This is a genomic window from Spirillospora sp. NPDC048823, assembly GCF_043198445.1.
Classification (GTDB): Bacteria; Actinomycetota; Actinomycetes; order Streptosporangiales; family Streptosporangiaceae; genus Spirillospora.
Genome location: NZ_JBICUT010000007.1, coordinates 204486 through 229684 on the forward strand (window position 1 = coordinate 204486; position 25199 = coordinate 229684).

Annotated in this window: 26 protein-coding genes and 1 tRNA gene; 4 read left to right on the forward strand and 23 right to left on the reverse strand. The window is 69.1% G+C overall.

What is annotated here, in order from left to right; genetic code table 11:
* Positions 1 to 14: 14 nt before the first annotated feature.
* Positions 15 to 989: an alpha/beta hydrolase gene (locus ACGFK0_RS18675; protein WP_392906251.1), complete on the reverse strand. Its 975-nt coding sequence runs from the start codon at positions 987 to 989 to the stop codon at positions 15 to 17.
* Between the two features lie 133 nt (positions 990 to 1122).
* Between ACGFK0_RS18675 and ACGFK0_RS18680 the strand changes: the two genes are divergently transcribed.
* Positions 1123 to 2919, forward strand: coding sequence for a protein kinase (locus tag ACGFK0_RS18680; protein WP_392906252.1), 1797 nt, complete (start codon positions 1123 to 1125; stop codon positions 2917 to 2919).
* 23 nt (positions 2920 to 2942) lie between these two features.
* Here the strand turns inward: ACGFK0_RS18680 and ACGFK0_RS18685 are convergent, their stop codons facing one another.
* Positions 2943 to 3578 carry a LysE family translocator gene (locus tag ACGFK0_RS18685; protein ID WP_392906253.1) on the reverse strand — a complete coding sequence of 212 codons (636 nt, stop codon included), beginning with the start codon at positions 3576 to 3578 and terminating at the stop codon, positions 2943 to 2945.
* A gap of 122 nt (positions 3579 to 3700) precedes the next feature.
* Between ACGFK0_RS18685 and ACGFK0_RS18690 the strand changes: the two genes are divergently transcribed.
* On the forward strand, positions 3701 to 5239 hold the full coding sequence (locus ACGFK0_RS18690) for an ArnT family glycosyltransferase (RefSeq protein ID WP_392906254.1): 1539 nt from the start codon (positions 3701 to 3703) through the stop codon (positions 5237 to 5239).
* A 13-nt stretch (positions 5240 to 5252) separates the two neighbouring features.
* Here the strand turns inward: ACGFK0_RS18690 and ACGFK0_RS18695 are convergent, their stop codons facing one another.
* Genes ACGFK0_RS18695 through ACGFK0_RS18710 form a run of 4 tightly spaced genes read right to left on the reverse strand, consistent with a single transcriptional unit; the run spans position 5253 to position 9138 of the window.
* On the reverse strand, positions 5253 to 5894 hold the full coding sequence (locus ACGFK0_RS18695) for a DUF1444 domain-containing protein (RefSeq protein ID WP_392906255.1): 642 nt from the start codon (positions 5892 to 5894) through the stop codon (positions 5253 to 5255).
* 46 nt (positions 5895 to 5940) lie between these two features.
* A complete protein-coding gene (locus ACGFK0_RS18700; protein ID WP_392906256.1) occupies positions 5941 to 7470 on the reverse strand; it encodes a cobyric acid synthase in 1530 nt (509 codons plus the stop codon).
* Complete coding sequence (locus ACGFK0_RS18705) at positions 7467 to 8363, reverse strand: cobalamin biosynthesis protein (protein ID WP_392906258.1); 897 nt, start codon at positions 8361 to 8363, stop codon at positions 7467 to 7469. The genes ACGFK0_RS18700 and ACGFK0_RS18705 overlap by 4 nt, the downstream gene beginning before the upstream one ends.
* Entirely contained in the window at positions 8347 to 9138 is a 792-nt protein-coding gene (locus ACGFK0_RS18710; protein WP_392906260.1) for a phosphotransferase enzyme family protein, read from the reverse strand. Before ACGFK0_RS18710 ends, ACGFK0_RS18705 begins: the two co-directional genes overlap by 17 nt.
* Positions 9139 to 9251: 113 nt before the next feature.
* Here ACGFK0_RS18710 and ACGFK0_RS18715 point away from each other — a divergent pair.
* Positions 9252 to 9328 (forward strand) — tRNA-Arg (locus ACGFK0_RS18715).
* Between the two features lie 204 nt (positions 9329 to 9532).
* Here the strand turns inward: ACGFK0_RS18715 and ACGFK0_RS18720 are convergent.
* From ACGFK0_RS18720 to ACGFK0_RS18765, 10 genes are all read right to left on the reverse strand, one after another.
* Positions 9533 to 10915 (reverse strand): tyrosine-type recombinase/integrase, encoded by a 1383-nt coding sequence (locus ACGFK0_RS18720; protein WP_392906262.1) that lies wholly within the window; start codon positions 10913 to 10915, stop codon positions 9533 to 9535.
* Positions 10912 to 11106: an AlpA family transcriptional regulator gene (locus ACGFK0_RS18725; RefSeq protein WP_131982633.1), complete on the reverse strand. Its 195-nt coding sequence runs from the start codon at positions 11104 to 11106 to the stop codon at positions 10912 to 10914. Before ACGFK0_RS18725 ends, ACGFK0_RS18720 begins: the two co-directional genes overlap by 4 nt.
* Positions 11103 to 12725 (reverse strand): replication initiator, encoded by a 1623-nt coding sequence (locus tag ACGFK0_RS18730; RefSeq protein ID WP_392906518.1) that lies wholly within the window; start codon positions 12723 to 12725, stop codon positions 11103 to 11105. Before ACGFK0_RS18730 ends, ACGFK0_RS18725 begins: the two co-directional genes overlap by 4 nt.
* Positions 12726 to 12781: 56 nt before the next feature.
* Positions 12782 to 14239, reverse strand: coding sequence for an FtsK/SpoIIIE domain-containing protein (locus tag ACGFK0_RS18735; protein ID WP_392906263.1), 1458 nt, complete (start codon positions 14237 to 14239; stop codon positions 12782 to 12784).
* Between the two features lie 83 nt (positions 14240 to 14322).
* Complete coding sequence (locus ACGFK0_RS18740; RefSeq protein WP_392906265.1) at positions 14323 to 14601, reverse strand: hypothetical protein; 279 nt, start codon at positions 14599 to 14601, stop codon at positions 14323 to 14325.
* Positions 14598 to 15023 carry a plasmid replication, integration and excision activator gene (locus tag ACGFK0_RS18745; RefSeq protein WP_392906266.1) on the reverse strand — a complete coding sequence of 142 codons (426 nt, stop codon included), beginning with the start codon at positions 15021 to 15023 and terminating at the stop codon, positions 14598 to 14600. Before ACGFK0_RS18745 ends, ACGFK0_RS18740 begins: the two co-directional genes overlap by 4 nt.
* Positions 15024 to 15167: 144 nt before the next feature.
* Complete coding sequence (locus ACGFK0_RS18750; protein ID WP_392906268.1) at positions 15168 to 15899, reverse strand: GntR family transcriptional regulator; 732 nt, start codon at positions 15897 to 15899, stop codon at positions 15168 to 15170.
* A 156-nt stretch (positions 15900 to 16055) separates the two neighbouring features.
* On the reverse strand, positions 16056 to 16472 hold the full coding sequence (locus tag ACGFK0_RS18755; RefSeq protein ID WP_392906269.1) for a hypothetical protein: 417 nt from the start codon (positions 16470 to 16472) through the stop codon (positions 16056 to 16058).
* Positions 16460 to 16684, reverse strand: coding sequence for a hypothetical protein (locus ACGFK0_RS18760; RefSeq protein ID WP_184881852.1), 225 nt, complete (start codon positions 16682 to 16684; stop codon positions 16460 to 16462). Before ACGFK0_RS18760 ends, ACGFK0_RS18755 begins: the two co-directional genes overlap by 13 nt.
* Positions 16684 to 17043 carry a hypothetical protein gene (locus ACGFK0_RS18765; RefSeq protein WP_392906270.1) on the reverse strand — a complete coding sequence of 120 codons (360 nt, stop codon included), beginning with the start codon at positions 17041 to 17043 and terminating at the stop codon, positions 16684 to 16686. Before ACGFK0_RS18765 ends, ACGFK0_RS18760 begins: the two co-directional genes overlap by 1 nt.
* A 542-nt stretch (positions 17044 to 17585) precedes the next feature.
* Between ACGFK0_RS18765 and ACGFK0_RS18770 the strand changes: the two genes are divergently transcribed.
* On the forward strand, positions 17586 to 18863 hold the full coding sequence (locus ACGFK0_RS18770; protein ID WP_392906271.1) for a transcriptional regulator: 1278 nt from the start codon (positions 17586 to 17588) through the stop codon (positions 18861 to 18863).
* Here the strand turns inward: ACGFK0_RS18770 and ACGFK0_RS18775 are convergent.
* The 7 genes from ACGFK0_RS18775 to ACGFK0_RS18805 all read right to left on the reverse strand — a co-directional run bounded on the left by ACGFK0_RS18775 (position 18844) and on the right by ACGFK0_RS18805 (position 25075).
* Positions 18844 to 19503: an HAD family hydrolase gene (locus ACGFK0_RS18775; RefSeq protein ID WP_392906272.1), complete on the reverse strand. Its 660-nt coding sequence runs from the start codon at positions 19501 to 19503 to the stop codon at positions 18844 to 18846. The genes ACGFK0_RS18770 and ACGFK0_RS18775 overlap by 20 nt on opposite strands.
* An 86-nt stretch (positions 19504 to 19589) precedes the next feature.
* Positions 19590 to 20963, reverse strand: coding sequence for a hypothetical protein (locus ACGFK0_RS18780; RefSeq protein ID WP_392906274.1), 1374 nt, complete (start codon positions 20961 to 20963; stop codon positions 19590 to 19592).
* A gap of 269 nt (positions 20964 to 21232) precedes the next feature.
* Positions 21233 to 21514, reverse strand: a complete 282-nt coding sequence (locus ACGFK0_RS18785) for a hypothetical protein (RefSeq protein WP_392906276.1) — start codon at positions 21512 to 21514, stop codon at positions 21233 to 21235.
* Positions 21515 to 21783: 269 nt separating this feature from the next.
* Complete coding sequence (locus ACGFK0_RS18790; protein ID WP_392906277.1) at positions 21784 to 22041, reverse strand: hypothetical protein; 258 nt, start codon at positions 22039 to 22041, stop codon at positions 21784 to 21786.
* Positions 22038 to 22337, reverse strand: coding sequence for a DUF6247 family protein (locus tag ACGFK0_RS18795; protein ID WP_392906279.1), 300 nt, complete (start codon positions 22335 to 22337; stop codon positions 22038 to 22040). Before ACGFK0_RS18795 ends, ACGFK0_RS18790 begins: the two co-directional genes overlap by 4 nt.
* Before the next feature lie 381 nt (positions 22338 to 22718).
* The gene (locus ACGFK0_RS18800) at positions 22719 to 23132 is read right to left on the reverse strand and encodes a hypothetical protein (RefSeq protein ID WP_392906281.1); all 414 of its coding nucleotides are present in this window, start codon (positions 23130 to 23132) and stop codon (positions 22719 to 22721) included.
* Complete coding sequence (locus ACGFK0_RS18805; RefSeq protein WP_392906283.1) at positions 23129 to 25075, reverse strand: NACHT domain-containing protein; 1947 nt, start codon at positions 25073 to 25075, stop codon at positions 23129 to 23131. The genes ACGFK0_RS18800 and ACGFK0_RS18805 overlap by 4 nt, the downstream gene beginning before the upstream one ends.
* Positions 25076 to 25199 lie beyond the last annotated feature (124 nt).

A 25199-nucleotide genomic window follows, 5' to 3' on the forward strand; every position in this document is an offset into this window, starting at 1 on the left:
CCGGCGGCCGGCCGTCAGCGCCGGCCGGGCAGGTAGCCGTTCGTCCAGCGGGTCAGCTCCTCGAAGACCTGCGTGCGTGCGGGCTCGGCCGACAGCATCAGGTCGTGCAGGCCGCCGTCGATCCGGACGAGCGTCACGTGCCGCCCGATCCTCGGCGCCCACCGCGCCATGTGCTCGACGTCCAGGACGGCGTCGGCGCCGGTCACGTCCAGCACCTTGCGGGTGGGACGGACGCTGCGCGTCGACGCCATGACCAGCACCGGGACGTCGACGTCCAGGCCCTTGTGCAGCCGGAGCTGCCCGCGGCGCACGGCCGCCAGCCACGCCGCCCGCACCGGGAACCCGAGGATCGGCTTCCACGCCAGGTCGAAGTCCCACTCGCCCTCGTGGTCGCGGTGGATGCTCCGCGGATACCGGTCCGACACGCCCGCCGGCAGTTTCGCCTTCGGGAACCGCGGGCGCAGGAGCCGCGCGAGCCCGGCGCCGGCCTTGCGCATCACGAGCGGCTCGGCGATGTCGAGGAACGGGCTGTTCAGGAACACCGCGTCGACCAGCCCCTCGCCCTTCGCCCGGTCCGCCCACAGCGCGGCGATCAGGCCGCCGGTCGAGTGGCCGTTCAGCAGAAGCGTGCCGTGCCCGTCCACGTCCCGGATGATCCGGACGGCCTCGTCGATCTCGGGGAAGTAGTCCGACAGGCTCTCGACATAGTTCGGGGTCTGGTGCGGGCGCAGCGACCGCCCGTACTTGCGCAGGTCGAGCGCGTAGAAGTCGAAGCCGAGGTCGACGTAGAAGTCGGCCAGATGCTTCTGGAAGAAGTAGTCGATGAACCCGTGCAGGTACAACACCGCCCCGCGGGACGGGCCGGCGGCGGAAGGCGCGGTGCGCCTTCGCCGCACCAGCGTGGCCACGACCTCCCCCTCGGCGTCCCTGCCCATCGGCAGCTCGATCGCCTCGTATCCGGGGCCGAGCACGTCCACCGTCACGTCCACTCTTTCCTCCCGAACCCGCCCATCGATACCGGCATCTAAGCGTATGGGCGGGACGTTCACGGCCGCACGCGGGAACGCGCGGGCCTTGTTCCCACGTCTATGAGACAAACCCCTCCGGCTCCGGGAGACCCCCATGCAGGCCCCCCTTCGTGACCGTGACCCGCGGCAGCTCGGCCCCTACCGGCTGCTCGGGCGGCTCGGCCGCGGCGGGATGGGCACGGTCTTCCTCGGCGAGGACGCATCGGGCCGGCAGGTCGCGGTCAAGGTCATCAACCCGGAGCTGGCCGACGATGAGGCGTTCCACGAGCGGTTCCGCAGTGAGGTGACGGCGGCGCGGCAGGTCCGCCGGTTCTGCACCGCCGCGGTGCTGGACGCCCGGCTGGACGGCGACCCGTTGTACGTGGTCACCGAGTACGTCACGGGCCCGGCGCTGGACGCGGCCGTCAAGGAGGGCGGGCCGCTGCGCGGCGGCGACCTGGAGGCCCTCGCGGTCAACATCGCGACTGCGCTCAGCGCGATCCACCGCGCCGGGATCGTGCACCGCGATCTGAAGCCGTCCAACGTGCTGCTGTCCCCCGCCGGGCCGCGCGTCATCGACTTCGGCATCGCCCGCGCCCTGGACGCCCCGGACGGGCCGACCCGGACCGGCCAGTTCATCGGCACCCCCGCCTACATGGCGCCGGAGCTGATGCACGGCAGGAACATCACACCCGCGGCGGACGTCTTCGCCTGGGGCTGCGTCGTCGCGTACGCGGGCACGGGACACGCCCCGTTCGGCGGCGGCACGCTCCCGGAGACGATCAACCGGGTGACGAGCGGCGAACCCGATCTGGACGGGCTCGACGACACGGCGCTGCGCGCCGTCGTCGCCCGGTCGCTGGCCAAGGACCCGGCCGGACGTCCCTCGGTCAAGCAGCTTATCCAGGCGCTGACCGGCGAGGAGGAGCCGCCGTCGACGCCCCCCGCGGTCGCGCTGCCGGCGGCCGTGCGGACGTTGCCGGAGGCCAGGCCCGGACCGGCGCCCGAGGCGCCGGAGGCGGCGGTCCCCACCAGTGTCGAGTCTGTCCCGGCGACGCATCCGGTGGACGCGCCGCCCGCCGCAGGCGCCTCACAGGTCCCGCCGCCCGCGCCGCCGCCGCAGACGCCGCCGTCACCGATGACGCCGCACACGATGCCGCCGTCACCGATGACGCCATCGACGATGATGTCGAAGCCGCACCCGTGGCGGCGCCGGGGCCTGGCCGTGGGCGCCGCAGCGGCCCTCGTCGGGGTGTCCGCCGTGTTCGGCGTGCCGAACCTGAGGTCCGACGATGGGAAGTCCTCGGGGGGCTCTGAGACCACCCGGGCCGCCGCCGGCTTCGGCGAGCAGCCTCCGGAGGTCGACGACAAGGTCTTCGACGACGACTTCAGCGACGAGACCTCGGGCTGGAGGACGCCGGCCACGCCGATCTGGGACGCGTCCTACCGCGACCGCAAGTACGAACTCCACGTCCTCCCCGCGACGAACCGAACCACCGTCGACGCGCCCGTGGACGACGTCCCCGACTCGCAGCTCATCGAAGTGAAGGTCGAGCAGAAGGGCGGCGAGGCGGGCGTCTACTGCCACGGACAGGGCACCGGCTTCGCGTTCCTCCTGCGCGAGGACGGGCGGGTGCGCATCGCCAAGATGGACGGCTCCAGGCTGACGGACCTGGCGACCGGCACCGCCACCGACCTCCGCAGCAACGACGACCGCGTCCAGGCCGCGTGCGTCGAGGACGGGTCGGACGTCAAGCTCGGCATGTGGGTCAACGGCGAGCACGTCACGAGCACCACCGCGGCGGCTCCCGCCGATCACCCCGGCCCCAGCGGGCTGATCGCGTCGCGTCCCGAGGGCGTCTCCGGGCAGTCCGAGGCGACGTTCGACGACTTCGCCCTCTGCTCGGTCTAGTCTCCAGGTCCGGTTTTGCCCGGCTACTCCTTGCGGCCGGTCGTCGCGACGGTGACGCCGAGGCCGATCATCATCAGCCCGCCGGTGCCGCCGATCGCCGCGAGGCGGCGGGGCGAGCGGGCGAACCAGGTGCGGGCCGCCCCGGCGGCGACGCCCCACACGCTGTCGCACAGCAGCGCGATGAGCGCGAAGATGAGCCCGAACACCATCATCTGCAGCGGCACATGACCGTGCTCCCGCACGGCGAACTGCGGCAGGACCGCCGCGAAGAACACCGTCGTCTTCGGGTTGGTGACGCCCACGATGAAGCCCTGCAGAAGGGCCCGCCCGCCGCGCGCCCCATCGTCGCGGCCGACCGCCTCCTGGAGCGAGCGGCGGTGCCGGAAGGCCTGCACCCCAAGATAGACGATGTACACCGCGCCGACGGTCTTCAACGCCGTGAACACGACCGCGGACCGTTCCACGATCGAGCCGACGCCGACCGCGACGGCGACGGTCAGCACCAGCGCGGCCAGCACACCGCCGACGACGCCCGCGAGGGCCGTGCGGCGGCCGTGCGCCAGCGCCCGGCCGACGACGAACAGCACGGACGGGCCCGGGATCACGATGATGACGAACGCCATCGCGGAGAAGGCGAGCATCTGATGTGTCGACACCATGACCACACGGTATGCCGCGCGCCCCGTCCCGTCCCACCGGTTTTCCGGGCGCCGGGCGCTGTCCGGCTGTGGACGGGATGACGATCGTGACTCCGTCCGGACCGGCGGCATAAGGTTCGATCATGTCCGCTCCGGCCTCCGCGGGATCCGATCCCGCCGAGACCATCCCCCCACCGGATTCCCCCGCCGTCGCCTGGCGGCCGGTCCTGCTGATCGCCGGGGTGCTCGGCGTCGTGCTCCTCGCCGTCAGCGCCCGGTACGGCTACCACCGCGACGAACTGTACTTCCGCGTCGCCGGACGGCACCTGATGTGGGGGTACCCGGACCAGCCGCCGCTGCTGCCGCTGATCGGCCGGGCGGTCACCGCCGTGTTCGGCGACTCGCTGGTCGCGCTGCGCGTCCCCGCCGCGCTCTTCTCCGCCGCCGGCGTGGTCGCCGCCGCGCTGACGGCCCGGGAGATGGGCGGCGGACGGCGGGCCCAGCTCCTCACCGCCGGCGCGTACGCGGTGTGTCCCTTCGTCGTCGCGGCCGGCCACCTGTTCTCGACCGCGACGCTCGACCTGCTGCTGTCGACGACGATCGTGTGGCTCGTCGTCAGATGGGTGCGGATCCGCGACCAGCGGCTGCTGCTCGCCGTCGGCGCCGTGTCCGCCCTGGCACTGAACGTCAAGTACCTGGCCGCGTTCGTGCTGGCCGCACTCGTCGCCGGGCTGCTGATCTCCGGGCCGCGCGAGTTCCTGCGACGCCCCATGCTCGCGGCCGCCGTACTGATCGCGGCCGCCGCGGTCGTCCCGGGGCTGATGTGGCAGGCCGGCCACGACTGGCCGCAGCTCGACATGGCGGACGCGATCGCCGGGAACGGCGATTTCGCCGGACGGCCCGGGTTCGTCCCGTTCCAGATACTGCTGACCGGCGTCGTCCTGTCCTGGCTGTGGATCTACGGCCTGTGGCGGACGTACCGGTCCGCGGACCTGCGGCCGTTCCGGTTCCTCGGCCACGCGTACGTGCTGCTGACCGTCCTGTTCCTCCTCACCGCCGGGAAGCCGTACTACCTCAGCGGCCTCTGGGCGGCGCTGTTCGCGGCCGGGGCCGTCGAGATCGAGCGGAACGGCGCGCCGCGCGGCTGGGGCTGGGTGCCGGCCCTGCCCGTCTACGTGATCACCGCCGTCACGACCGCTCTGCTCACCCTGCCCGTCTACCCGGTGAAATGGCTGGCCGACACCCCGCAGCCCGCCGTCAACGCCGACTCCGCCGAGACGGTCGGCTGGCCCCGGTTCGCCGCCCGGGTCGCGGAGGTCCACGGCTCCCTGCCGCCGGACGAGCGGTCCAAGGCGACGATCATCGTGAGCAACTACGGCGAGGCCGGGGCGCTCGACAAGTACGGGCCCGGCCTCGGCCTGCCCCGCGCGTACAGCGGGCACAACGGCTACTGGTACTTCGGACGTCCCCCGGACACCGGCGGCCCCGCGATCGTCGTCGGACCCGAAACCGAAGCGGGCGCGCCCTACCTGCGGCGGTTCTGGACGGACGTGCGCCCCGCCGGCCGCATCGACAACGGTGTCGGCCTCGACAACCAGGAACAGGGCAAACCGGTGTGGATCTGCCGCGGGCAGCGCGCCCCGTGGCCGGAGCTGTGGCCGCGGCTGAAGACGCTGTCGTGACGCGCCGGGCGGTTCAGGGCGTCAGGACGTCCCAGACGCCGGCGCGGCGCACCATCAGGTTGTGGGTGAGCAGGCTCCCCGGCGGCACGTCCCACGCCGGATCGCCGCCGCCGTCGCCGCGGTCCTCGGCCCACACCTGCGCGACCGCCCAGCGGAGCTTGTCGACGCCGTCCGGGTGACCGGTACCGGACGCGACGAACACGTCCCGCGCCGGGGCCGCCACGACGAGGTCGCCCTCCACGTCCTGGCCCAGCTTCTCCAGGAACCCCTCGTCCAGCAGCAGGCCCGACTCCAGGCTCCCCCGCCGCGCCGGAGCGCCCGTCCCGGACAGCGACACCGTCACGGCGCGCACGTCCGGATACCAGCTGAGGCTCAGCTCGGGGCGCAGACCACGCAGGTTGATCACCGCGCGGCGGCGCAGCTCCTCCGGCGGCACGCCCAGCTCGGCGCAGTGCCGGCGGGCCACATGCTCGTAGCGGCGGCCGGCCGGGGCGGCCTCGTCGGCGATCTCCAGCGCGTAGCTGACATACAGATCGCCGGCGAACGGGTCGCGGATCGGCTCCTCGTCCGGCGGCAGCGGAAACTCCAGCTGGACCTCCGCCGGCACCCGCGCCTTCATCAGCGGGACGATCAGACTTGACCGCGGGTCGGTCACGGGACGTTCCTCCTGATGCCTGTTGCGGCCGGTGCCATCGAAGGGATCACCCTACCGTCGTGGCCGTGCCCGGCCCATCGGCGCGCACCTCCGGCGGCCCGCCTGGCGGGACGACGGAAAGGTTCCGCGGCGCCCCGTTCTCGATGATCCGCCACACGGCATCGGTGTCCAGATGCTCCTCGACGAGGTCGCCGAGCGTGTCCAGAGTCGCCTCCCGCAGGGCTTCGAACGACACATCCGGGGCGGGCGTGAAATCGCGGCCGCTTTCCCTCGCCACGTCCTGGAGAAAGGCGCGCCTGAACCCGTCGTTCTCCATGGCGCCGTGCCAGGTCGTCCCCCAGACCGCCCCCTGCCGGCATCCGTCGAGGAACGGCTCCCCCCTCGCGACCACGACACCATGGTGGATTTCATAGCCGTGGACGTCTTCGCCGTAGGCACTCCCCAATGGCCGCCCGAGCGTCTTCTCCTCCCTGAACTCGACCCGTGCGGGCAGCAGGCCGAGCCCCTCGACCCGTCCCGCCCCCGACTCGACCTGATCGACGATCTCTTCGGCGAGCATCTGATAGCCGCCGCAGATGCCGAGCACGGGCCTGCCCGCACGGGCACGGCCGCCGATCGCGTCGGCCATTCCCCGCTCGCGCAGCCAGGCCAGATCACCGACCGTGGCCCGGGTCCCCGGCAGCACGACCAGATCGGCCTCGGCCAGATCCCCGGCGCTCGCCGCATAACGGACGACGACCCCCGGTTCGCAGGCCAGTGCGTCCAGATCCGTGAAATTCGAGATCCGGGGAAACCGCACCACGGCGACCCTCAGGGTCTCGTTCCCGACCGGCCCCTTCGCCTCAGGCCGAGGCGCCTCCAACGCGAGAGCGTCCTCGGAATCCAGATACAGCCCGGACTTCCACGGCAGCACACCCAGCGTCGGCCGGCCGGTGAGCGTCTCCAGCTGCTCAAGCCCCGGCTCCAGCAATTCCCTGGCGCCCCGGAACTTGTTGATGACGAATCCCGCGATCAGCGCCTGATCGGCTGGTTCCAGCAGGGCGACCGTCCCGTACAAGGACGCGAAAACACCACCACGGTCGATGTCGCCCACAACGATGACCGGCAGTTCCGCGGCCCTCGCGAGCCCCATGTTCACGATGTCGCCGGCCCTCAGGTTGATCTCGGCGGGGCTTCCGGCCCCCTCGCAGATCACCACGTCGTACTCGTCCCGAAGCTCCTCGAGACTTTCTTTCACGACGCCCTTGAGCCATTCCCTGTGCTCCCCGTACTGCAGCGCGTCGACCTCCGCCACGGGCCGTCCCAGAACGACGACCTGACTACGCCGATCGCTCCCCGGCTTGAGCAGCACCGGATTCATCACGGCCCTCGCCGCCACCCCCGCCGCCTGCGCCTGCATGTACTGCGCCCGCCCGATCTCCGCCCCGTCACCCGTCACCATCGAATTCAGCGACATGTTCTGGGCCTTGAACGGCGCGACCTTCACACCTTTTCTCGCCAGCCACCGGCACAGCCCCGCCGTGACCACGCTCTTCCCCGCGTCCGACGTCGTTCCCGCGACCAGAAGTCCACTCACCGCAAACCCCAGATCACGGCCGCCGCCGCGAACGTCACCGCCGCCGAAAGCCGCACGGCCCTCGTGATGTCCCGCACCTCCGGTGCCCTGCCGCCGCCCATCTCGGGACGCCGCTCAACCCGTCCCCCGTACTCGTTGACGCCCCCGAGCCGCACCCCGAGCGCCCCGGCGAACGCGGCCTCACACCGTCCGGCATTGGGACTCGGATGCTTGCCCCCGTCCCTCACCAGCACCCGCCACGCGGCACGCCCGGAGAAAGCCGCGACCAATCCGCCCGTCACCCGTGCCGGGACCCAGTTGGCCACATCGTCCAGCCTCGCCGCCGCCCACCCGAACCGCTCATACCTCGGATTCCGGTACCCGACCATCGCATCGAGCGTGTTGACCGCCCGATACATCAGCAATCCCGGAATTCCGCCCACGGCACCCCACACCAGCGGAGCGACCGACGCATCCGACGTGTTCTCCGCCACCGACTCGACAACGGCCCGCGTCAAGCCCTCCGCATCGAGCCCACTCGGATCCCGCGCACACAAATGAGAAAGCCGCCCCCTCGCCGCCTCCAGATCCCCCCGCTCCAGCACCCGGGCCATGACCAGCCCCTCACGCCCCAGCGACGTCCCCCCGAGCACGGCCCAGGTCACGCCGGCGGTCACCAGAGCATGCGCCACCCGCCCCCGGGCGACCGCCTCCAGCCCGACCCCGAGCACCCCGGCACCCCCCACGAGAACCCCGGTGTGGACGACCCCGCGCCACCGCGAATCCCCGTACAAGGACCGCTCCGCCACCGATGCGACACGCCCGAATCCCGCCACCGGATGCCACTTCTTCGGATCCCCGAAGAACGCGTCCAACGCCACCCCGAGAACAAGGCCCTCACCAGAGACGCGCATCAAGCTCATCCCAGTACCGCTCCAGCCAGTCCTGCGCCCGCCGGATCCGCTGCCCGGCACCCCCGCGCCACATCCGCGCCCAACCCCCGCCGCCTTCCGCCCGAACCTGCATCGCCAGATACGACCGCTCGAACCGCACCCGGGCCGCCGGCAGCACGTCCCGCCGCCCCCGGGCGTCCAACCCGTACGCGTCACAGAAGATCCGCAGCCGCCGCCCCACGTCGACCCGGTACAGCAACGCGTCCCGATCCGCCGGATCGGCGATCGGCCCCCAATGCCGCAACGCCGTCACCACATCGAACAACCGCGTCGTGGGCCGCGCCAGATCGAAGTCGATCAACGCCACCGGCATCCCGCCCCGGAAGACCACGTTCTCCGGCGTCACATCACAATGCCCGATGACCTCGGGCTCCCCGTCCAGATTCGACGTCTCCCCGTCCCAGGGCGCCCCCTCCGGCGCCTCATAGGACGCCACCGCCTCGTGATACCGACGCAGCAGCCGCCCGACACCCCGCAACGCCTCATCTGAGACCACATGACCCGCCAGCGGCCGCCGCGGCGCCTCCCCCGGCACCCAGCTCAGCACCTCCCGCCCCCGCCCATCGACCCCGAGCACCCGCGGCGCACCGTCGAACGCCACCGCCTCCAGATGCCGCAGCAACCCGTGCACGGCCGGACTGTGCGCCCCGAGCGGCCTCCGCACCGTGTCCCCGACCCGTACCACGCCCTCCGACACGTCCCCACCGGAGAGCGGCATCTCAAAGTTCACCGCCACAGCACCCCAAGATAAGACCCGCCCGCCCTCTTCCGCCCGGTAAGGCCGTTATAGATGTGGAGCCTGAGGACCCTCACCCTTACACTGTTTCCCGGCGTCCCGCCGGGCGCCGGGCGCCCGTAGCTCAGCTGGACAGAGCATCGGACTTCTAATCCGACGGTCGCGGGTTCGAATCCTGCCGGGCGCGCCACCCCCACCAGCCGATCAATGCCCTGACCTGCAATGACGCCTCTCGCGCCGGTTCGGCCGGATGCAGCCAGATGCCACCGAACGCAGCCGCGCGGCACTGTTCCCGGAATATACGCGGAATGACTCCGCCCGCGTTTGCCCAGGTCAGCACACAAGACAAGAGAGGCCCCGGAACGTCCCGGAGCCTCTCCACCGCGGTTGCCGATCATGCCGCCAACGCGTCCTCGATGCGCTGGTTGGCTACCTCCCGCTGCCCATCGATGCACCTGGCGTACACACGCAACATCACATCGACCCCGTGCCCAGCGCGTTCGGCCGCTTCGGGAGCATGGACGCCCGCGTTCAGCCAGAGCGACACCGCCGCGTGCCGCAGGTCGTACGGCCGGGCCGCCAACGGCGATTCGACCTGATCCGGAGCGAGCGCCAGGACGCGAGCCCGCTTCCAGACCTGCGCGTACGCCGAGCCGGAGAACGACCGGCCGCCACTGGTGACGAACAGCCGACCATCCTCGGCCGCCCCGAAGGCTTCGAGGTGTTCCCGGAGCATCGTCACCAACTCGGGAGGGATCGGGACGGGCCGCACGATGTCGTCCTCCCGATGCTTGAGGCCCCGATCATCGAAGGTCTCCCCGGAGTCGGTGTACCGCTTGTTGGTCTGAGGCCGGGTCTTCTTCAGCGTGATCAGCCCCCACCCGGTTGCCGGAAGTTCGCAGTCCTGCCGACGCAGCCCCGCCGCCTCAGCCGGACGGAGGCCGGCGAAGTACATGCACCCGAACATCGCCCGCAGCCGAGGCCCCCGCGACCGGCCGACATAGGAAACCGCCGTCAGCAGCTCGCGAGCCTGGGACGGATTCACGACGACCCGCCGATCAACGGCCCCGTTCTGCTTGGGAGGACGCCACTTCACTCGGTCAAGGGGGTTGGCCGCCAGTTCCCCCAGTTCGACCGCGTAGCCGAGCGCATGCTTGAACACCGCCCGCTTGCGCCGGAACGTCGAGGAGGCCGCGGGTTGTCCGTCGAGTTGGAGCGCGAGAATCTCCAGCGCGGCCCGAGCCAATCGCGGTTCGTCCAGTTCGGTAATCGGCATGGACGCCGACTCCAGCCAGCGAAGCGCCGCGCCCAGTTCGGCCGACATGTCGGGACGGCGATCGTCCGGCACGAAGACAAACCGCCGGAGAAGCACCCGGAGGAGGGACGCGTCAGGACGACCGGGCATGTCCTTGACGAACACGAGCGTCACGGCCGTCATGGTGTCGGTGAGGCCCTCCCGAGACTTGGCAGCCGCATGAGGCCAACGCGCCTTGACGTAGGCACGGGCGAACTCCAGCCACGTCCGAGCGGTCGCCGCTTTGAGCATGGACAGCGGAAGGCCCGTGTCCGTATCGAACGCCTCACCGTTCTTGGCAGCCTGCCTGAGGTCAGACAGGAAGCTCTTTGCCTGTGAAGACCGTTCGAACGTCCGAGACTTCTCACGGCCGCCGACCGTCCAACGCGCGGTGTACGAGATGACCTTGCCTGGCTTGTCTGACCTCGGCCCCGCTTTGTTCGGTCGGGTCTCCCAGAACTTGACCTTGTAGGACGTGTTCACGCCGCCTCCCGCAGCGACCAGAGCCACGCGTCGAGATCACTTCGATAGATGCGGATCTCGCCGTTGGGGAGCTTGAACCCAGCCGGAGCCCGACCGATCTCCCGCCACCGGTAGAAGGTCCGCCGAGAGATCCCGCCGAGTTCTTCGAGCACCTGGTCAACCGTGAGAAGTTCATCCCGCTTGCCGCTCACGCTGCCTCCGGAGTTGCCGAAAGTTCGGGGGTGGGGGTGTGGGTGGCTTGGTCGAGTTGCCTGCGTCGCTGGATGCGTTCGTTGATCAGCAGCAGTAGGCGTTGCTCTGCTGGTTTCACGTCCGGGTCGCCAGGCCCGGCGCGTTCCCAGACGTGGACGGCGTTGGGGTCGGCCGGGTTGGTGACGGGTACACCGGCCTCAGCGAGGCGTGCGAGGACCCAGGCTTTGCGGTCGGCTTTGTGGTCGGCCAGCGTCTTCCCCGACCACTTGCGGGAGACCAGGACGCGGCGGCCGCCGTAGCCGAGGTGTTCGCGTCGGTGTGCTTTGCCCTTGCAGTAGCCGGGCGTGAGGCCCTTTCGGGGGTTCTTGGGTTGGACGCCGTAGCGCAGCCAGTTCGCGCACGTGGGTGAGCACGGCTCGTAGCGGAGTGCTTCGGCCATCCGGTCGACGTGTTCGCGCTGCGCGGTGCTTTCGGCGTTGTGGCATTCGGCGACGCCCTTGACGAGGTACTTGGTCAGGTAGCCGATGAGCTTGCGGGACTGCGGGGAGTCGGCCAGAACGCCCTGTGCGTCGATCTGCCGCCCGAACCGCACCACGTGCAGGGGTTGGGCCTCCTCGTCCTGGCCGAGCGCGTCTAGCGCCTCATCCCAGGTGGGGAGGACTTCGCCAGTTGCGGGGTCGAGGTATCCGCCGTTCTCGCCCGCCAGCTCGTCCCAGACCGGGAGCCGTTCCCCCTCGAAGACGACGCGGTCGGTCGAGGGCCACCACACTTGGTGGTACGTAGCGGCCACCACTTGGCGCAGTTCGGCGCGGGAGATGGTGCCGCGGATTGCCATGTGCAGGTGGGGAGCCAGGCGCCGTTGTGGTTCGACGGCTGCGAAGTACTGCACGTCGTAGCCGACGAACCGGCGAAGGTTCTGCACGAACCGATCGATCAGCTTGGAGAAGTGCAGGGCATCACGGGCGGCGCGTGTGTAGTCGTAGGTGTCGGGGTCGATCGGGGTCCCGTCCGAGCGCACCCGCCCGTAGGAGTCCAGGGTCAGGGTGAGGAAGATCGACGGCCGGAACGCCTTGCCGTCCTTGCCTCGGAAGACCTTGCCGACCGTGCGGGAGTCGACCGGCCGCCGGGGAAGGTCGGGGGCATCCTGCCGCCTACGGGTCGACCGCGTCCGCCGGCTCTTGCCCTGTTCGGTCTTGAGGGAGCCGCGGACCCCCGTGCGTTCGAGCTCGTTGTCGAGGTCACGAATGACCGCGTCCCAGAACTCCGGCCCTTCCCCGTCCGCCGTGCCATCCTCGCCCGCGCGGTCACGAGCCGCCGCAGCATGCGCCCGCAGCTCCATCCATGCGCGTTGCTCCTCGTCCGGGTCAGCGCGCGTGATGATCGGTTCCTCGGTCAGGTGCCAGCCTTGACGGCACTGCACGGCCCTCAGCTTGCGCTTGCGTTCGGCGCAGGAGGGGCAGACCGAGGCCAGGGTGTGCCCGCACGGGACGTACACCACCTCGGCTGCGCCGGTGTTCAGGTCGACTCGGCGCATGGGCACGGGGCGGATGCAGACGCCGTGTTCGACCGCGACCGCTTCCAGCACCCCCCGCGCCAGCGGAGGAAGGGTCTTGACCACCGGTTCCGGCTCGGGGGCGTCGAGGGTGGGTTGGGTGACGCGGGCAGGGGGTTTGGTCACGCCGCCTCCACATCGGGTAGGGCGAGCGCGACCATCGCGCGGATATCGGCATCCGAGACGTAGGCTGCCCGCACCCGCACCGGGTCAGGGGAGGCTTCGAGCCGGACGAACCCGACCCCCGCGCCGATGTGCGGGACCGGTGAGATCTGGTCGGCCAGGGCGCCACGGTCGCGGGCACCGTCGCCAAGGACCATGTCGACCTGTTCGTCTTCGTCGAGGCGCAGGGCGATGCGGTCGGGGAACAGGTTGCGCAGGTTGTTGACCTCTTTGCGCGCGTCCTGCTGGGCACCGATGACGCAGTACCCCACCGACCGGCCTTGCGAGGTGAGCACCGCAAGCGCGGACTCGGCCCGCTTGCGTAGGTCGCGTTCGGGGCAGTAGGCGGTCAGGAACGCCAGCTCATCGACCACGATGACCCGGAAAGGAAACTCCCGCGCCGGCGTGAACGACCGGGTCACACCCGCGAAGCGTTCGGCGCGAGCGTTCATGTCCTCGGCCGCCGCCTCCAGCAGATCGACCATGCCGCCCTTGGGATCGGAGGAGTACCGCCCGTACCGCTCGAACAGCACCCGCCCAAACGACAGCTCCATGCGCTTGGGATCGACGGCCCACACCTCCACCAGCCCGGACAGCGTCAGCGGCAGCAGCGCCCGGACAGCCGACCAGATGACCGAGCCCTTGCCGGCCCCCGTCGCCCCCGCGATCAACACGTGCGTGCCGAGGAGCCGCAGCCGCCAAGGTGAGCCGTCCTCGCACCACCCGATCACCAGGCCGGACAGGTCGACATCGGAGGCGTCCGGGACGGGGAGAGCCGGTATCGGTTCGGCGAGGGCATCGCGGCGGACGAACTCCAGCCAGACTCGTCCCGGACGGTCCCCGTCCCGCACCCGGACCAGGGATGCGCCGAAGCCGTGCGCCAGGTTGGCCGTGACCCGTTCCCATGCGTCGGGGGCTTGGCCTTTGAGCATGCGGACCAGCACCCGATCACAGGTCGGTCCGGAACGGACGCGGACGAGGGAGGGCAGGTACTCCCGACCTTTGTGCACTGTGGTCAGGCCCGCCGTGACCAGGACCGGTTGCCAGTGGCGCCGGTAGACGAAGGTGAGGCGCCACCAGGACTGGACGGGACGGGCGATCCAGCGGACGAAGGACGGACGGTCCACCCCCGCCCACACGCCCAGGCCCACGGCGACGAGGGCCAGGACCAGGACGGGGACGGTCCACCCGTAGGCATAGCCGAGCCAGCCGAGCCCGGACGCGGCCGAGACGGGGACGATGTTGCGGACCAGGAACACGACCGCGCGGACGAGTGCGCGGACGGCGTTGACGATGAGGACCAGACCCTCGGGCATGTGCCACACCGGAGGCGCCCACTTCGGGGCCGCGAACGGGTCACGCTGGGTTTCGACGGCGACGTTTTCGCCAGGAGCGAGCTTGCGGAACTCCCATGCCATGATGGGTCACACCTCTTCTTTGTGCTGTTCAGGGGAGAGAAGCGGGGCGGCCGGAGGTACCAGCTCCAGCCGCCCCACCTAGATCAGGCCGCCGGGCTCTCGGCGGATTCGGCCGGGATGTTGTTGAGGGAGTGGAGCCGCTCCACCTCGGCCGTGAACCGGGAGACGACCTCCAGCAGCCGCCGCGCGTTCTGCACATCGCCCGCCTCTACGTCGAGCCTCCGGCCGGACAATGCCAGCGACAGGCCCGGCGTCGAGATCGTCAGAATCGGGCTCGTCGGCGGATCGTCGGAGTAGGTGATACAGCCAAAGCGCGTATCCGCGCCGAAGTGGACGCTCACCGAGCCGTATCCGTCCTTCACGCCGCATCCTTCGCGGCGTTGTCCTTGCCCGAGCCGCGGGCCGCGCCGCCCTTGAAGTTGGCCGGACGCACCGCCGCCGCCTTCAGCGAATAGGCCAGCCGACCGGTACCGGAGTTGACGTACGGCGTGACCGACAGCCCATCGAACTCCACCGGCACGAACGGGAACCCCGCCGGAGCCTCCGGCATCACCGGCTGCACCGGCGCCATCAGCTTGACCTTGAACGTCCCCTTGGACTCCGGATCGGCGTCCAGGACCTCCACTGCCCACACCAGTTCCCCGGTGTCCTTGTCCCGCGCCTGGACGAAGTTCTCCCGGGTCGACCGGTCGAAGTCCCGCACCGGCTCGACACCGCCCTTGACGAACGCGCCGTAGGGGAACACGTCCCCGAACGCCACCTTGAACGGACCCTGCACTGCCATCTCTGGCTACCTCCAGACATTCACCCGTCCGCTTGTCCGGACGAGTGCACGCCTTGAAGATACCTCGCACACTCGACCGAACAACCTCCTACTTGAGTGACCTGTGTCACATTTCACGGGCGGGCAGGTCAAGCCGCCACGCGGTCAGTCCGGGACGCTGTACACGTCCTCCAGCTCATGCAACGACCCCGGCATCACGACCTGCGCCACGAACTGCACCGCATGAGAGGCGTCATGCAGACTCGCCAACGTCGCCAACACCGGCTCACTCTCCTTGATCCCCAAGAGCTTGGCTTCGTCGCCGGCCGGGAGCCGCGCCGTCAGTCGCTCGGTGATGTGGTCGATGCGCAGGCCCCTGACCGTACGCAGATGATCCCGCAGCCCGACCGGCAGGGGTTCGGGCTTGTCCAGGTCGGTACCGAACGTCAGCTCTTGCGGGAACCAGCACGTCACCACCTCCGAGGCAATGCCGTCCCGCTCAGCGACCCAACGCCGCGCCACCACCCGCGCCCCACCCGAATCCAGCGGCCCAGCGACCGGGCCAGGCGCCTCCACCTGACCGACATCGACCAGCCGCAGCCCCGCCGAGGTCTCCGGCTGATCCAACACCGTAAGGCCCGGACGCGACGGCCGCGCAGCCGAGGCAGGGCGCCCCTTGACGAACGAGCCGCGCCCGTGTTCACGGGTGATCCATCCGTCCTGCTGAAGCATCTGCAACGCCCGGACCACCGTGGTACGGCCCACCGCGAACTCCCGGACAAGCTGAGATTCCGAAGGAAGCATCGAACCGGGCGGGTAGTCGCCGTTCTCGATCCGGCGCCGCATCTCCAGCACCACCCGCGCGTACTTCGGAGGCTCGAACTCCAAGCTCGACATTACGACCACCTGACTACTAGGACGCTTGACCACACAAGCGGCTCACGTGGGCAGGGTAGCGACCACATCCGCAGACGTCACGCCCCAGGGCCGCCGCAAGCAGTACCGACACCGCCACAGCCCCCACGACACGGAGCATTCAGGGACTCAAAGGATTCAGACCACGTGGTGCGGCACCGGGAAACCGGCGGCAACCAGAGCCGTGCGCACCTCACCGACCCGGCGAGGCCCGATGTTGCGCACCTCGGCCAGTTCACGCGACCGCAGCAGCCCGAGCACATCCCCCACCGTCGCCGTACGCCCGCGATCGTTGCGCAACGCGTTCAGCACGTGAGCCGACAGCCCCAGGCACTCCACCGGGCACGCCACCGTCACCCGGTCACACTCATGCGGACCCTCACCCGGCACTGCCACCGACTGCGCATGCAACCCCGAGGCCCGGCCCGCTTCCACCAGCAGCCGCAGCAGATCACCGACCGTCCGCACCCCAAGACAAGAGACCGGGCACTCTGGCCCGATCTCTTCATGCCCCGCCCGATGCGTGCCAGTTTCCGCGCCGATCACCTCGGCCACTGCCACCCCCGCGCGTGCACGATCGCCTCCCGCAACTGCCCCGGGTCGCCCGCCTCCACCAAGCGCACATCACGGCGGATACGCACCATCGCCCACCACGCCCCGGTCGCTTGTCCGTACCAGGCCACGACCCCGGAGAACTCCCGCTCAATCTGCGCCGCCACCGGCCGCCGCGCCGTCTCGTCCGACGACGCCACCCACGAGACACCCATCACCCACACCCACCCGACGACGCCGAAGAGCCCGAGAAGGCCGAAGAGGTCGAGGCACCGGCGAACGGCACCGCCAGCACCCGCGCGATCCGCTCCGCCGCAGTGACCGTGTCCGCCACCGGGCACAACGGCTCCAACTCCACCGGCGAACTACGAGTCGGCCCGGACCACACCCACAACCACCACAGCACGCCCTCACGGGGACGGCACAGCACCTCTTGCCGCAACCCCGGCGAGAACACCTGCCCCTGCGGGTCATCAGGGCCCGGCTCACCGGCCGGGTTACGCACCCGCACCGCGCCATGCCCCCACACCTCGGCCACCAAGCCCCGCGTCTCCAACGCATCCACCAGCGCCAACGCCCCCGACCTCCAGGACTCACCCAACGCCACCCGAGCCACCACACGACCCACGACCACCACTCCACTCCCAGACAGAAGACGAAGCGGGACCGCCAGGGCGACGACCATCCGGAGGAGACCCACCAACCCCGAAGGCGCGGCCACTCGGCGGGAATCGACCACGCCCACAGCCGCCGCAACACCCACCGGCCCCGCAGCCCGCTACGCCGCACGCACCCCACGAGCCGGAGCGCACCAACCACACCGCACCCGCTCGACCTCAGGGCCGGAGCCGCCCGGCATTCCCACCAGCACCGCCCGACGAGGATGGACGAACTTCCACCCCCGGCCGCTGCAGTGCCCGCACCCGCTGTTTGCCTGCTTGTCGCGCATGCGGCCAACACTCTCGCCTCGAAACGTCCCATTGAAGGTCCTTCTTAGGTCTTCTATAGGACGTTACAAGGACGTTTGATCGAGTTAGCCGTGTCACAGTGTCCGCTCAGTGCCCGTATCACCGCTAAAGTCGGACACGAAGAGGACACACAGCGGAGGGACCAGCGATGCCGCGCCCAGCAGGCAACACACGACTCAAGGCCGCCCGGCAGCACGCCGGGTACGCGTCCCAGCAGGCACTAGCCGACGCGATGACAGCAGCCGCCCCCCTGCTGGGCTTGGGCCACATGCAGATCAGCGCCCGACAGATACGACGCTGGGAGTCCGCATCCCCGCCATGGCCCCGCGCCGACCACCAACGCCTCTTGGTTCACGTCCTGCAACTGCCCATCGAAGAACTGGGCTTCACCCCACCCTGGGAGACCGCAGACGCCCCGGCCCCGGCACGCCCGAGCACCAGCGCACCCACCACCCACGGCCAGGGAACCGGTGCCGCGCTCCCTCTCCCCAAGGCCAACGCCGCCGTCCAACCCCCCACCGTGGGAGCCGACTTCTCCGCCATCAATGGCGCCCTACGCCGCCTGTACTTCTCCGTCCAGCCCGCGCAGCTCCACCCGACCGTGGTCGAACACACCAAACTCGGCACCCAGCTACTTGCCGAGACCACCGGCGTCCCGCGCACCATCCTCGCCACCGCGCTCGCGGAGTCGCTGCTGCTGGTCGGCCGCATCGAGTTCTTCGACCTACGCCAGCCCGACGACGCCGACGCCTCATACGTCCGCGCCCTCCAGGCCGCCGGAGAAGCCGACGACCCGCTACTAGGCGCCGCGATCCTCGCCCACGCCGCATTCATCCCCGGATGGGACGGCCGACGCGACGAGGCAGCCGAACGCATGCGCGCAGCCCGCACCTACGCCCGACGCGGCAACCCACCCGCCGAGTTCTGGGCATGGCTAGACGCGGTCGAAGCCGAATGCGAGACCCGCTGCGGACACCCCCGCGAAGCCCTTCGCCTCATCGACCACGCCGAACGCATGCTGGCCGAGAGCACCGGAGCGCCGGCCCCCGACTGGTTCAACTGGTTCTCGCCGGTCAGCCTCGCCTCATTCAAGGGAGACACCCAGCTCAAGGCCGGTCAGCCTGCCCAGGCCAAGGCCACACTGCTCGGCGTCCTGGAGGCGATCGGCGACACCAACGCCAAACAGCGCGCCGTCATCCTCGGAGACCTGGCCGCCGTCGAGGTCGCCCAGCGCAACCCCGAGGCCGCATGCACCTACGCAGAGCAGGCCCTGGACCAACTCTCCGTCACCTGGTACGCCACCGGCATGGACCGCGTGCACGACGTCCGCCGCGCCCTCCAGCCATGGGCAGACACCGACTGCGTCCGCCGCCTGGACGACCGCCTGTACGGCTGGCAAACCACCCTCAGCGCGCTGCAGCGTTGAACTCAGCGATACGGCCCGGAAGCTCACCCAGCGAATCAATCCGCATCGTCGGAACGCGGTCGGCTTCCGGGTCGTCCTGCTGAATGATCCCCCACGGCCCCCGCCGGATCAGCGCCGTCCGCAACCCCATCTGCGCCGCGGGCATGATGTCGTTGTCCAGCCGGTCACCCACATACAGCACCTGGTCGGCCTCACACGGCGCCGCCTCCACCACACACCGGAAGAACCCCGGATCAGGCTTGGACACACCCCAGTCATCCGACGTCGCGATCATGTCACTGGGCAGCTCCAGCGACCGCAGGATGCCACCGGCCCGCACCGTCTGATTCCCCGCGATCCCGACCCACAGCCCATCACCCCGAAGCTTGGCCAGCGTCGGACGCGCATCCGGGTACAAGTCCTCATCCCCGAACGTCTCAGGCCGCCCAACCTCGGCCCGCTCCTCACGCTGCTGCGTCAGATCGAACCCCGGCGCGAACACCTGGAACGTCTCCCGGTAGTCCAACCCCCGAGCGATCACCGCCCCGAACATCGCCGAGAACGTATGCCGAGGCACCCCCAACCAGTCCGCCCAAGTCCCATACTCCCGAGACTCATCAACCAGACACTCACCCACATCAAACACAACCGCACGAATCATGGCAGTACCCTACGTCCACAGATATCCGCCAGGCCCAGCGGCCCAGCCGAGCGATACTTCACCTTCCTCGGGGCAGGCAAGCCGGCTCAAAAACGCATGGGCGATGAACTCGCAATCAATACTCGTTGAGCCAAGAACTGCACTAGATCGATATCTGCGCCGAGCAAGCTCGCCTCTCGCGAAAAGGGAAGTATCAGCTCCGGGAGATCGCTTGCGTCGCCGTCCTTCGCGTGCACGATTCGGCAACGCAAATCGTACACCCTATTAGCAACTTGATCAATAATATCGGTTTTAGGGTTACCGAGGTCGATGCGCGCCACATTCTTAATTGCTTTCGAGTTGACAAAGTGAGGTTTCCTTTCAGGATCATCAGAGATGTATCCACGGAGACGCTCCACGTCCACGCAGTTGCGAATTGTGGCCTTAAGTTGATCTCGTTCGCCACCGTAACCTTTTCCAGATCGACTCGCCAGCAGCAGTATTCTCGAGAGGTGAGAATCATCGCTGGCATCAAAAGAGGGATCTCGCAATTCATTTTTAAGTTTGTCGAGCGCGTCTCGCCGACTGTACATTGGGAAATGAAATTCGAGAACCTGATAGTATGCAAGGTACTGCAGGAGCGGCATTCCAAGTGCAGAGCGGGCATACCGATATAGGCTTAGCGGCTTTGCTTGGTAATGATTCTTGGGCATACTGGGTGTATAATTGCTCGGCGCAACCAGCTTCCTGGCGTCGAGGCCAGTACGACTTTCCATCGAACGAGCAAGCGTATATGCCGTGCAATACTTTAGATCAAGTTCGAAGAGTACCGCATCTGACACTTTTTGCAAAAGAGATAGAGCCTCTTCATGGCTCTTGCAAGAAACTTCACGGATTCGTATCACCGGATCTCGATACTTCTTCCGATCACTATAGATACGGAAGCGATCTGAAGGTGACCCGAGTTCAATAACGGGCTCCCCCGGGCGGCCACTTGCCTCAATGGGGATGGTCCAGGTTTCAGTTTTCATTAGTATATCTAGTTGAGAATCATATTCAAGTACGCGGAAGTCCGACGTGCCGAGCAAAGTCTTATTGGCATCCATTCTGAGACCTGGAATGTCAAGCAAAGGTCGTTCGAGGCCTGTGCGGACCAACGAGGCTTCGATTATGCCCTCATCGATGAAATGGACCGCGCTGTAATCGCCCAAATATCTGACGAATTGAAATTCTGATGCGCGATACATCTCCGCTCGACTTGCGTCCGGTACTACACGCCACCGCTTCTCGCGGCCATTTGGAAGGCCAATTTTCAGGCATATCCTCCCGTAAGTTTGGGCATCCCATTCCACTTCAATTTTTGCTGAATTACAAATCCTCTCTACCTCAAACATTGGATTATCGGGAGAGATTTCCCCCTTCAAAGCTTCCACTGACTGGACAGTCTTAGATTCTTCAGGGGAGTCCGGGGTGATGTTCATGCTTATTACCGTAGCCCTATAGCGCTCACCTGTCACTTAGCTTAGGACCGTCAGACCCGATTCACGAAGCCAAAGGTTGCCGAATTGGGCTGTTTTGGATCAAGGGGCGGCGGCGCTCAGGCCGCTGCGCGGCCCCGCGCCAGGCCGCCCGGAGCGTGCGGCGTGGGCGCCGGTCACCGGACGGCCGCGCCGGGCCGCGCATCGCGACGCATCCGCTGGCCCAGGCCCGACCGCTCACCGCGGGGTCGCGCCGCCGCCCTGCCACCACTTCACACAGCGGACAGAGTCAGCTCTCCCTCGCTCGGTTCCTCGACGCGCACGTCGATCGTCGCATCCTCGTCTTCGTCGAACCGCAGGGTGCAGTAGGGCGACAGCGCCACAAAGAACATCCAGCCTTCCCGCTCTTCGCCGGTCAGCGGAGGAACGAAGGTCGCCGAGACGCGCCATCCAGAATCGTCGCTGACAATGACGACGCGCACGTTCACGGAGCATAGGCACGTGTTCCGGTTCGCCCACCACTCCAGCCGGGCCGTACCTTCATACGTGTCCATGGTGTGAGTATGGCGAAGACCGAGGCCCGTGGGGACCGCCCTCGGGCGGGATACTCGTGGTGGCGGAATGTTGCCGCTTGGGCTGGAAGAGTGCGGGGCTCCCCCCGACCCGATGTGTTGATGATGTCGGCGGACGGAACCCGTCAAGGGCGCCCTACGGGCGTCACGCTGTGATGGCTTCGCCACCCTTGACAGAACCCGTCCGCCGCTAGGTACAGGTCTCGTCGGGCCGGGGGGAGGAAGGTGGGGGAAGAACAGCGGCTACGCCGCTACCCCATCCACAGGATGTCGATGATGCGCAGCGTCTCAGCCTCGTCGTCGATCAGCAGCGTGAGCATGCCCTCACTGTTGGCGCCGAAGAAGGCGTGGCGGATGGCTGTCTGACCTGGCCGTTCAGGTACCGCGTCCCACGGTGTTTCCAATAGGTCGAGGAGTCGCTCAAGTAGTGGGCCGTCGCGGACTTCGTCAGGGAGCCCATTCAGCTCGTACAGCGCGCGTCCGTGGAAGCCGTCCCAGCGGTACGTCACACCCGGCCTTCCCAGCCCGGCGGCGTGTAGCGCACGAAGGTGTCTTCCCTGCCCTGCAGGGCGTCCTGCACCGCCTCGTCGTATCCGGGACGGTCGTAGGCGATGGCCCGCAGGCGCCACTGCCGAAGGAGAGTTTGGACCTGCTTGAAGCGCGCCAGGTCGTGAGCGGCGTCGAGCGCCTCGTCATACTCGGCCCGGAACTGGTCACGATGCGCCTGCGGGAGCGCATCGAAGATCGCAGCCGGATCCTCGCCGGGATCGCGCGGCGCAGTCGGTTCCTCGGGCTGGGCGGTCATGGTGTCCAATCTACCTGTGGGCCGCACGCCGCGCCGGGCCTCCCGCGGAGCAAGCAGCGGCCTCCGAGCATGATCCGGAGTATGTACGGAATGATCTTGTGTGGAGCGCCGTCCCGCCGGAGAGTATGCGCAGGTGAACGAGGGTGCGGAGCCGCAGTGGAGCTTCGGACTTCTAATCCGACGGTCGCGGGTTCGAATCCTGCCGGGCGCGCAACCCACTGACGAACTGAGGGCCCCCGAACGTGACCTTGGCCGCCAGGTAGCAGAGCACCTTGCTGGACGGCCGACTGCGCTACCGGTGCGGCGGGGGTGGCGGGGCGTCCGGGCCTTCCGGTGGGGTCGTCCTGCGGTCTTTGGCGTGGGCGGTGTTGGTGTTGCCGGTCAGGTGGGGCGGTTGTGGCGTCGGCCGGTGTTGTGTGGGGGTGGGTGGGTCGCGGCGAGGTGGTCGTGGAGTTCGGCGTGGCGGAACTGGTAGTAGGGGCCGGCGGTGCGTAGCAGGCCGAGGCGGTGGCAGTCGTCCAGGAAGGGCATCAGCCGACGTGGCAGGTGACCGGCCCGTGCCACCTTCCAGGTGGCGAGCAGGAAGGCCCACCAGGCTCGGTGTTTCCCGAACGCGAGCCCGACCGTGAGTCCGCCCGAAAGCCCCGCCGCGAGCCCGAAGGGGAGCCCAAACACGAGCCCCAAAACGGGCCCGTCCGAGAGCCCGACCACGAGTGTGAACGCCAGACCGAACGCAAGAGTGATGGTGCTGACGCGGAGCAGGTTAAGACTCCGGTCGGTGCGCCAGCTGCTCATCGGTGTTGTGGCGTGGTGGGTCTGCGCTGGTGTCGCTGCCCAAGCCACGAGCCCCAGCGCAAGCGTGAGCGGGAGTCCGAACACGAGCCCTGCATACACGACCACCTCCCTGAGCCCGTCCGCGAGCCCGCTCGAGTTCCCGTACGCGAGCCCCTCCACGAGCCCACTCGCGAGCCCGACCGCGAGCCCGAACGCGAGCCCGACCGCGAGTCCGAGCGGGAGCCTGGCCGCGAGGGCGCGCGCGAGGGCGGCCGAGCGTCGGCGGATGTGCAGGTCGGCGTATCCGGGTGCATCTTGCGCCCATGACCGCGTGCCGTGAGCCCGAACGTGAGCCCGAACGCGAGCCCGTAACTGAGTACGGCCGTGAGCCCGGCTGTGAGCCCGACCGTGAGCCTGTTCGAGAGCCCCCCCGTGGTCATGAGCCCGAACGTGAGCCCGACCGCGAGTCCGGTGGTGAGGGTGGTGGTGAGGGTGAGCCGAAGTCGTGTGGTGGGGGCGAAGGTGTGGGTGGTGGCGGCCAGTCGCCACCAGGCGAGGTCGCGGGTGCCCTGGCTGCCGTGACCGCCGGTGGCGGGTTGGGTGGTGAGGTGGTGGGCCAGGTATCCCAGCCAGTGGCGGACCTGGGCGGGGTCGTGGGAGCGTCGGGGGCGGAAGGGGTCGGCGGGATTGTCGCTGGGGGGGCGGGTGGTGATCAGGGCGGGGATGAGCTGGTCGAGCAGGTGGGCTTGGAGCGCGGTGGGGGTGGGGAAGCGGGCGGGGTCGGTCAGTGGGGTGGGGTCGGCGGCGGGTGCGGTGTAGACGGTGCGGACCAGCCACAGTCCCAGCGGGGTGGCGGTGAGGTCGGCCAGCGCCGCCGCCGGCCGGTGCGCCGCCTCCTGGCCGGGTGGGGTCTGGTCGGCGGGGGGTGTGGCGCGCAGCGCGGTAAGGGTCTGCTGCCAGGCCGGTCCGGGGGAGGGCGGCAGGCAGCGGGTGAGGTAGTCGGCGGCGGCCGCAGGCGTGAGCGGGAGGGATTCAAGGACGGCGGCGGAGGTGATCACGTCCCCGGCGGTGGTGACCGCGGCGGTGAACTCAGTGGTGCGGCTGGTGAGGATGAGCTGGTCGTCCCCGCCCAAGGATCGGTTCAGCGCGGTGATCACCGCCTTCTGGGCGGGTGGGGGCAGCTCGTCCAGCCCGTCCAGGACCGGCAGGATGTGCCCGCGACCGGCCAGGGCCCGTGCCACCTCGGCGCCCAGCTCCGGTGAGCGCAGCGCCGGATAGTCGCCGGTGAGCCGGTCGGCGATCCACTCCTGCAGGCGAGGGTGGCGCCGCGTGTCCCAGCCGGCCACCGGCAGCAGCACCGGGACCGGCTCATCGCCGGTGCGGGTGGCCAGCAGGTGCAACAGCAGCTGCACCGCCAGAGTGGTTTTTCCGGCCCCCGGTCCGCCCAGGATCACCAGCCGGCGCCGCCGGGTGCGGCGGAACCGGTCGGCCAGCGTGCCGATATCGGCACTGGATGCTGCCCACCACAACCGCGCCGGCCCACCGGCCGCTCCGGCGGACGGGTCGATGTTGACGGCATGGTCCATCAATTCGGCCGCGTCCGGGGTCCGCCACCGTACCGGGATCGGGTCGGGGGCGTCCAGCGACCGCAGCCGCGCCTCGTTCTTCCACTGCTGGTCCACCAGCTCGGCCAGTAACTCCTTGGCCTGCGCCAGGACGTCCGCGGCCCGTGCGGCGGCGCCGAGTCGGCGGGTGCGGTGCCGAGCCCACCGCACCGTGCCGACCAGGGCCACCGCAGCGGCGAGCAGAAGCCCCCCGGTCAACTGCGCAAGGTCCGCCGCCTCCGGCACTCCGCCCTTGCCCTTGTCGAACACCGGTTCGAAGGTCACCCCGGTCAGCACCAGCACCCCCGCCACCGCCGCCAGCACCGCCAACCACGTCCACCAGCCCTTGCCCCGACCCATGATGGCCATCTTGACGCCGACGCCCCGCACCGCGCTGGTAAAGGTTCACACACACCCCATCCCGGCTCACCCGAACCCTCACCCGACGCGCAGCCGAAACGAGGGGCGCGGCCACCGGGTAGCA

Coding starts and splice junctions, on each gene's coding strand:
- ACGFK0_RS18705 (WP_392906258.1), bottom strand. CDS start 8,363: ATGCGCGTCTCTGGTGAGGGCCTTGTTCTCGGGGTGGCGTTGGACGCG.
- ACGFK0_RS18805 (WP_392906283.1), bottom strand. CDS start 25,075: ATGGGTCGGGGCAAGGGCTGGTGGACGTGGTTGGCGGTGCTGGCGGCG.
- ACGFK0_RS18735 (WP_392906263.1), bottom strand. CDS start 14,239: ATGGCATGGGAGTTCCGCAAGCTCGCTCCTGGCGAAAACGTCGCCGTC.
- ACGFK0_RS18690 (WP_392906254.1), top strand. CDS start 3,701: ATGTCCGCTCCGGCCTCCGCGGGATCCGATCCCGCCGAGACCATCCCC.
- ACGFK0_RS18680 (WP_392906252.1), top strand. CDS start 1,123: ATGCAGGCCCCCCTTCGTGACCGTGACCCGCGGCAGCTCGGCCCCTAC.
- ACGFK0_RS18770 (WP_392906271.1), top strand. CDS start 17,586: ATGCCGCGCCCAGCAGGCAACACACGACTCAAGGCCGCCCGGCAGCAC.
- ACGFK0_RS18760 (WP_184881852.1), bottom strand. CDS start 16,684: ATGGGTGTCTCGTGGGTGGCGTCGTCGGACGAGACGGCGCGGCGGCCG.
- ACGFK0_RS18785 (WP_392906276.1), bottom strand. CDS start 21,514: ATGGACACGTATGAAGGTACGGCCCGGCTGGAGTGGTGGGCGAACCGG.
- ACGFK0_RS18745 (WP_392906266.1), bottom strand. CDS start 15,023: ATGGCAGTGCAGGGTCCGTTCAAGGTGGCGTTCGGGGACGTGTTCCCC.
- ACGFK0_RS18775 (WP_392906272.1), bottom strand. CDS start 19,503: ATGATTCGTGCGGTTGTGTTTGATGTGGGTGAGTGTCTGGTTGATGAG.
- ACGFK0_RS18750 (WP_392906268.1), bottom strand. CDS start 15,899: ATGTCGAGCTTGGAGTTCGAGCCTCCGAAGTACGCGCGGGTGGTGCTG.
- ACGFK0_RS18685 (WP_392906253.1), bottom strand. CDS start 3,578: ATGGTGTCGACACATCAGATGCTCGCCTTCTCCGCGATGGCGTTCGTC.
- ACGFK0_RS18800 (WP_392906281.1), bottom strand. CDS start 23,132: ATGAGCAGCTGGCGCACCGACCGGAGTCTTAACCTGCTCCGCGTCAGC.
- ACGFK0_RS18780 (WP_392906274.1), bottom strand. CDS start 20,963: ATGAACATCACCCCGGACTCCCCTGAAGAATCTAAGACTGTCCAGTCA.
- ACGFK0_RS18795 (WP_392906279.1), bottom strand. CDS start 22,337: ATGACCGCCCAGCCCGAGGAACCGACTGCGCCGCGCGATCCCGGCGAG.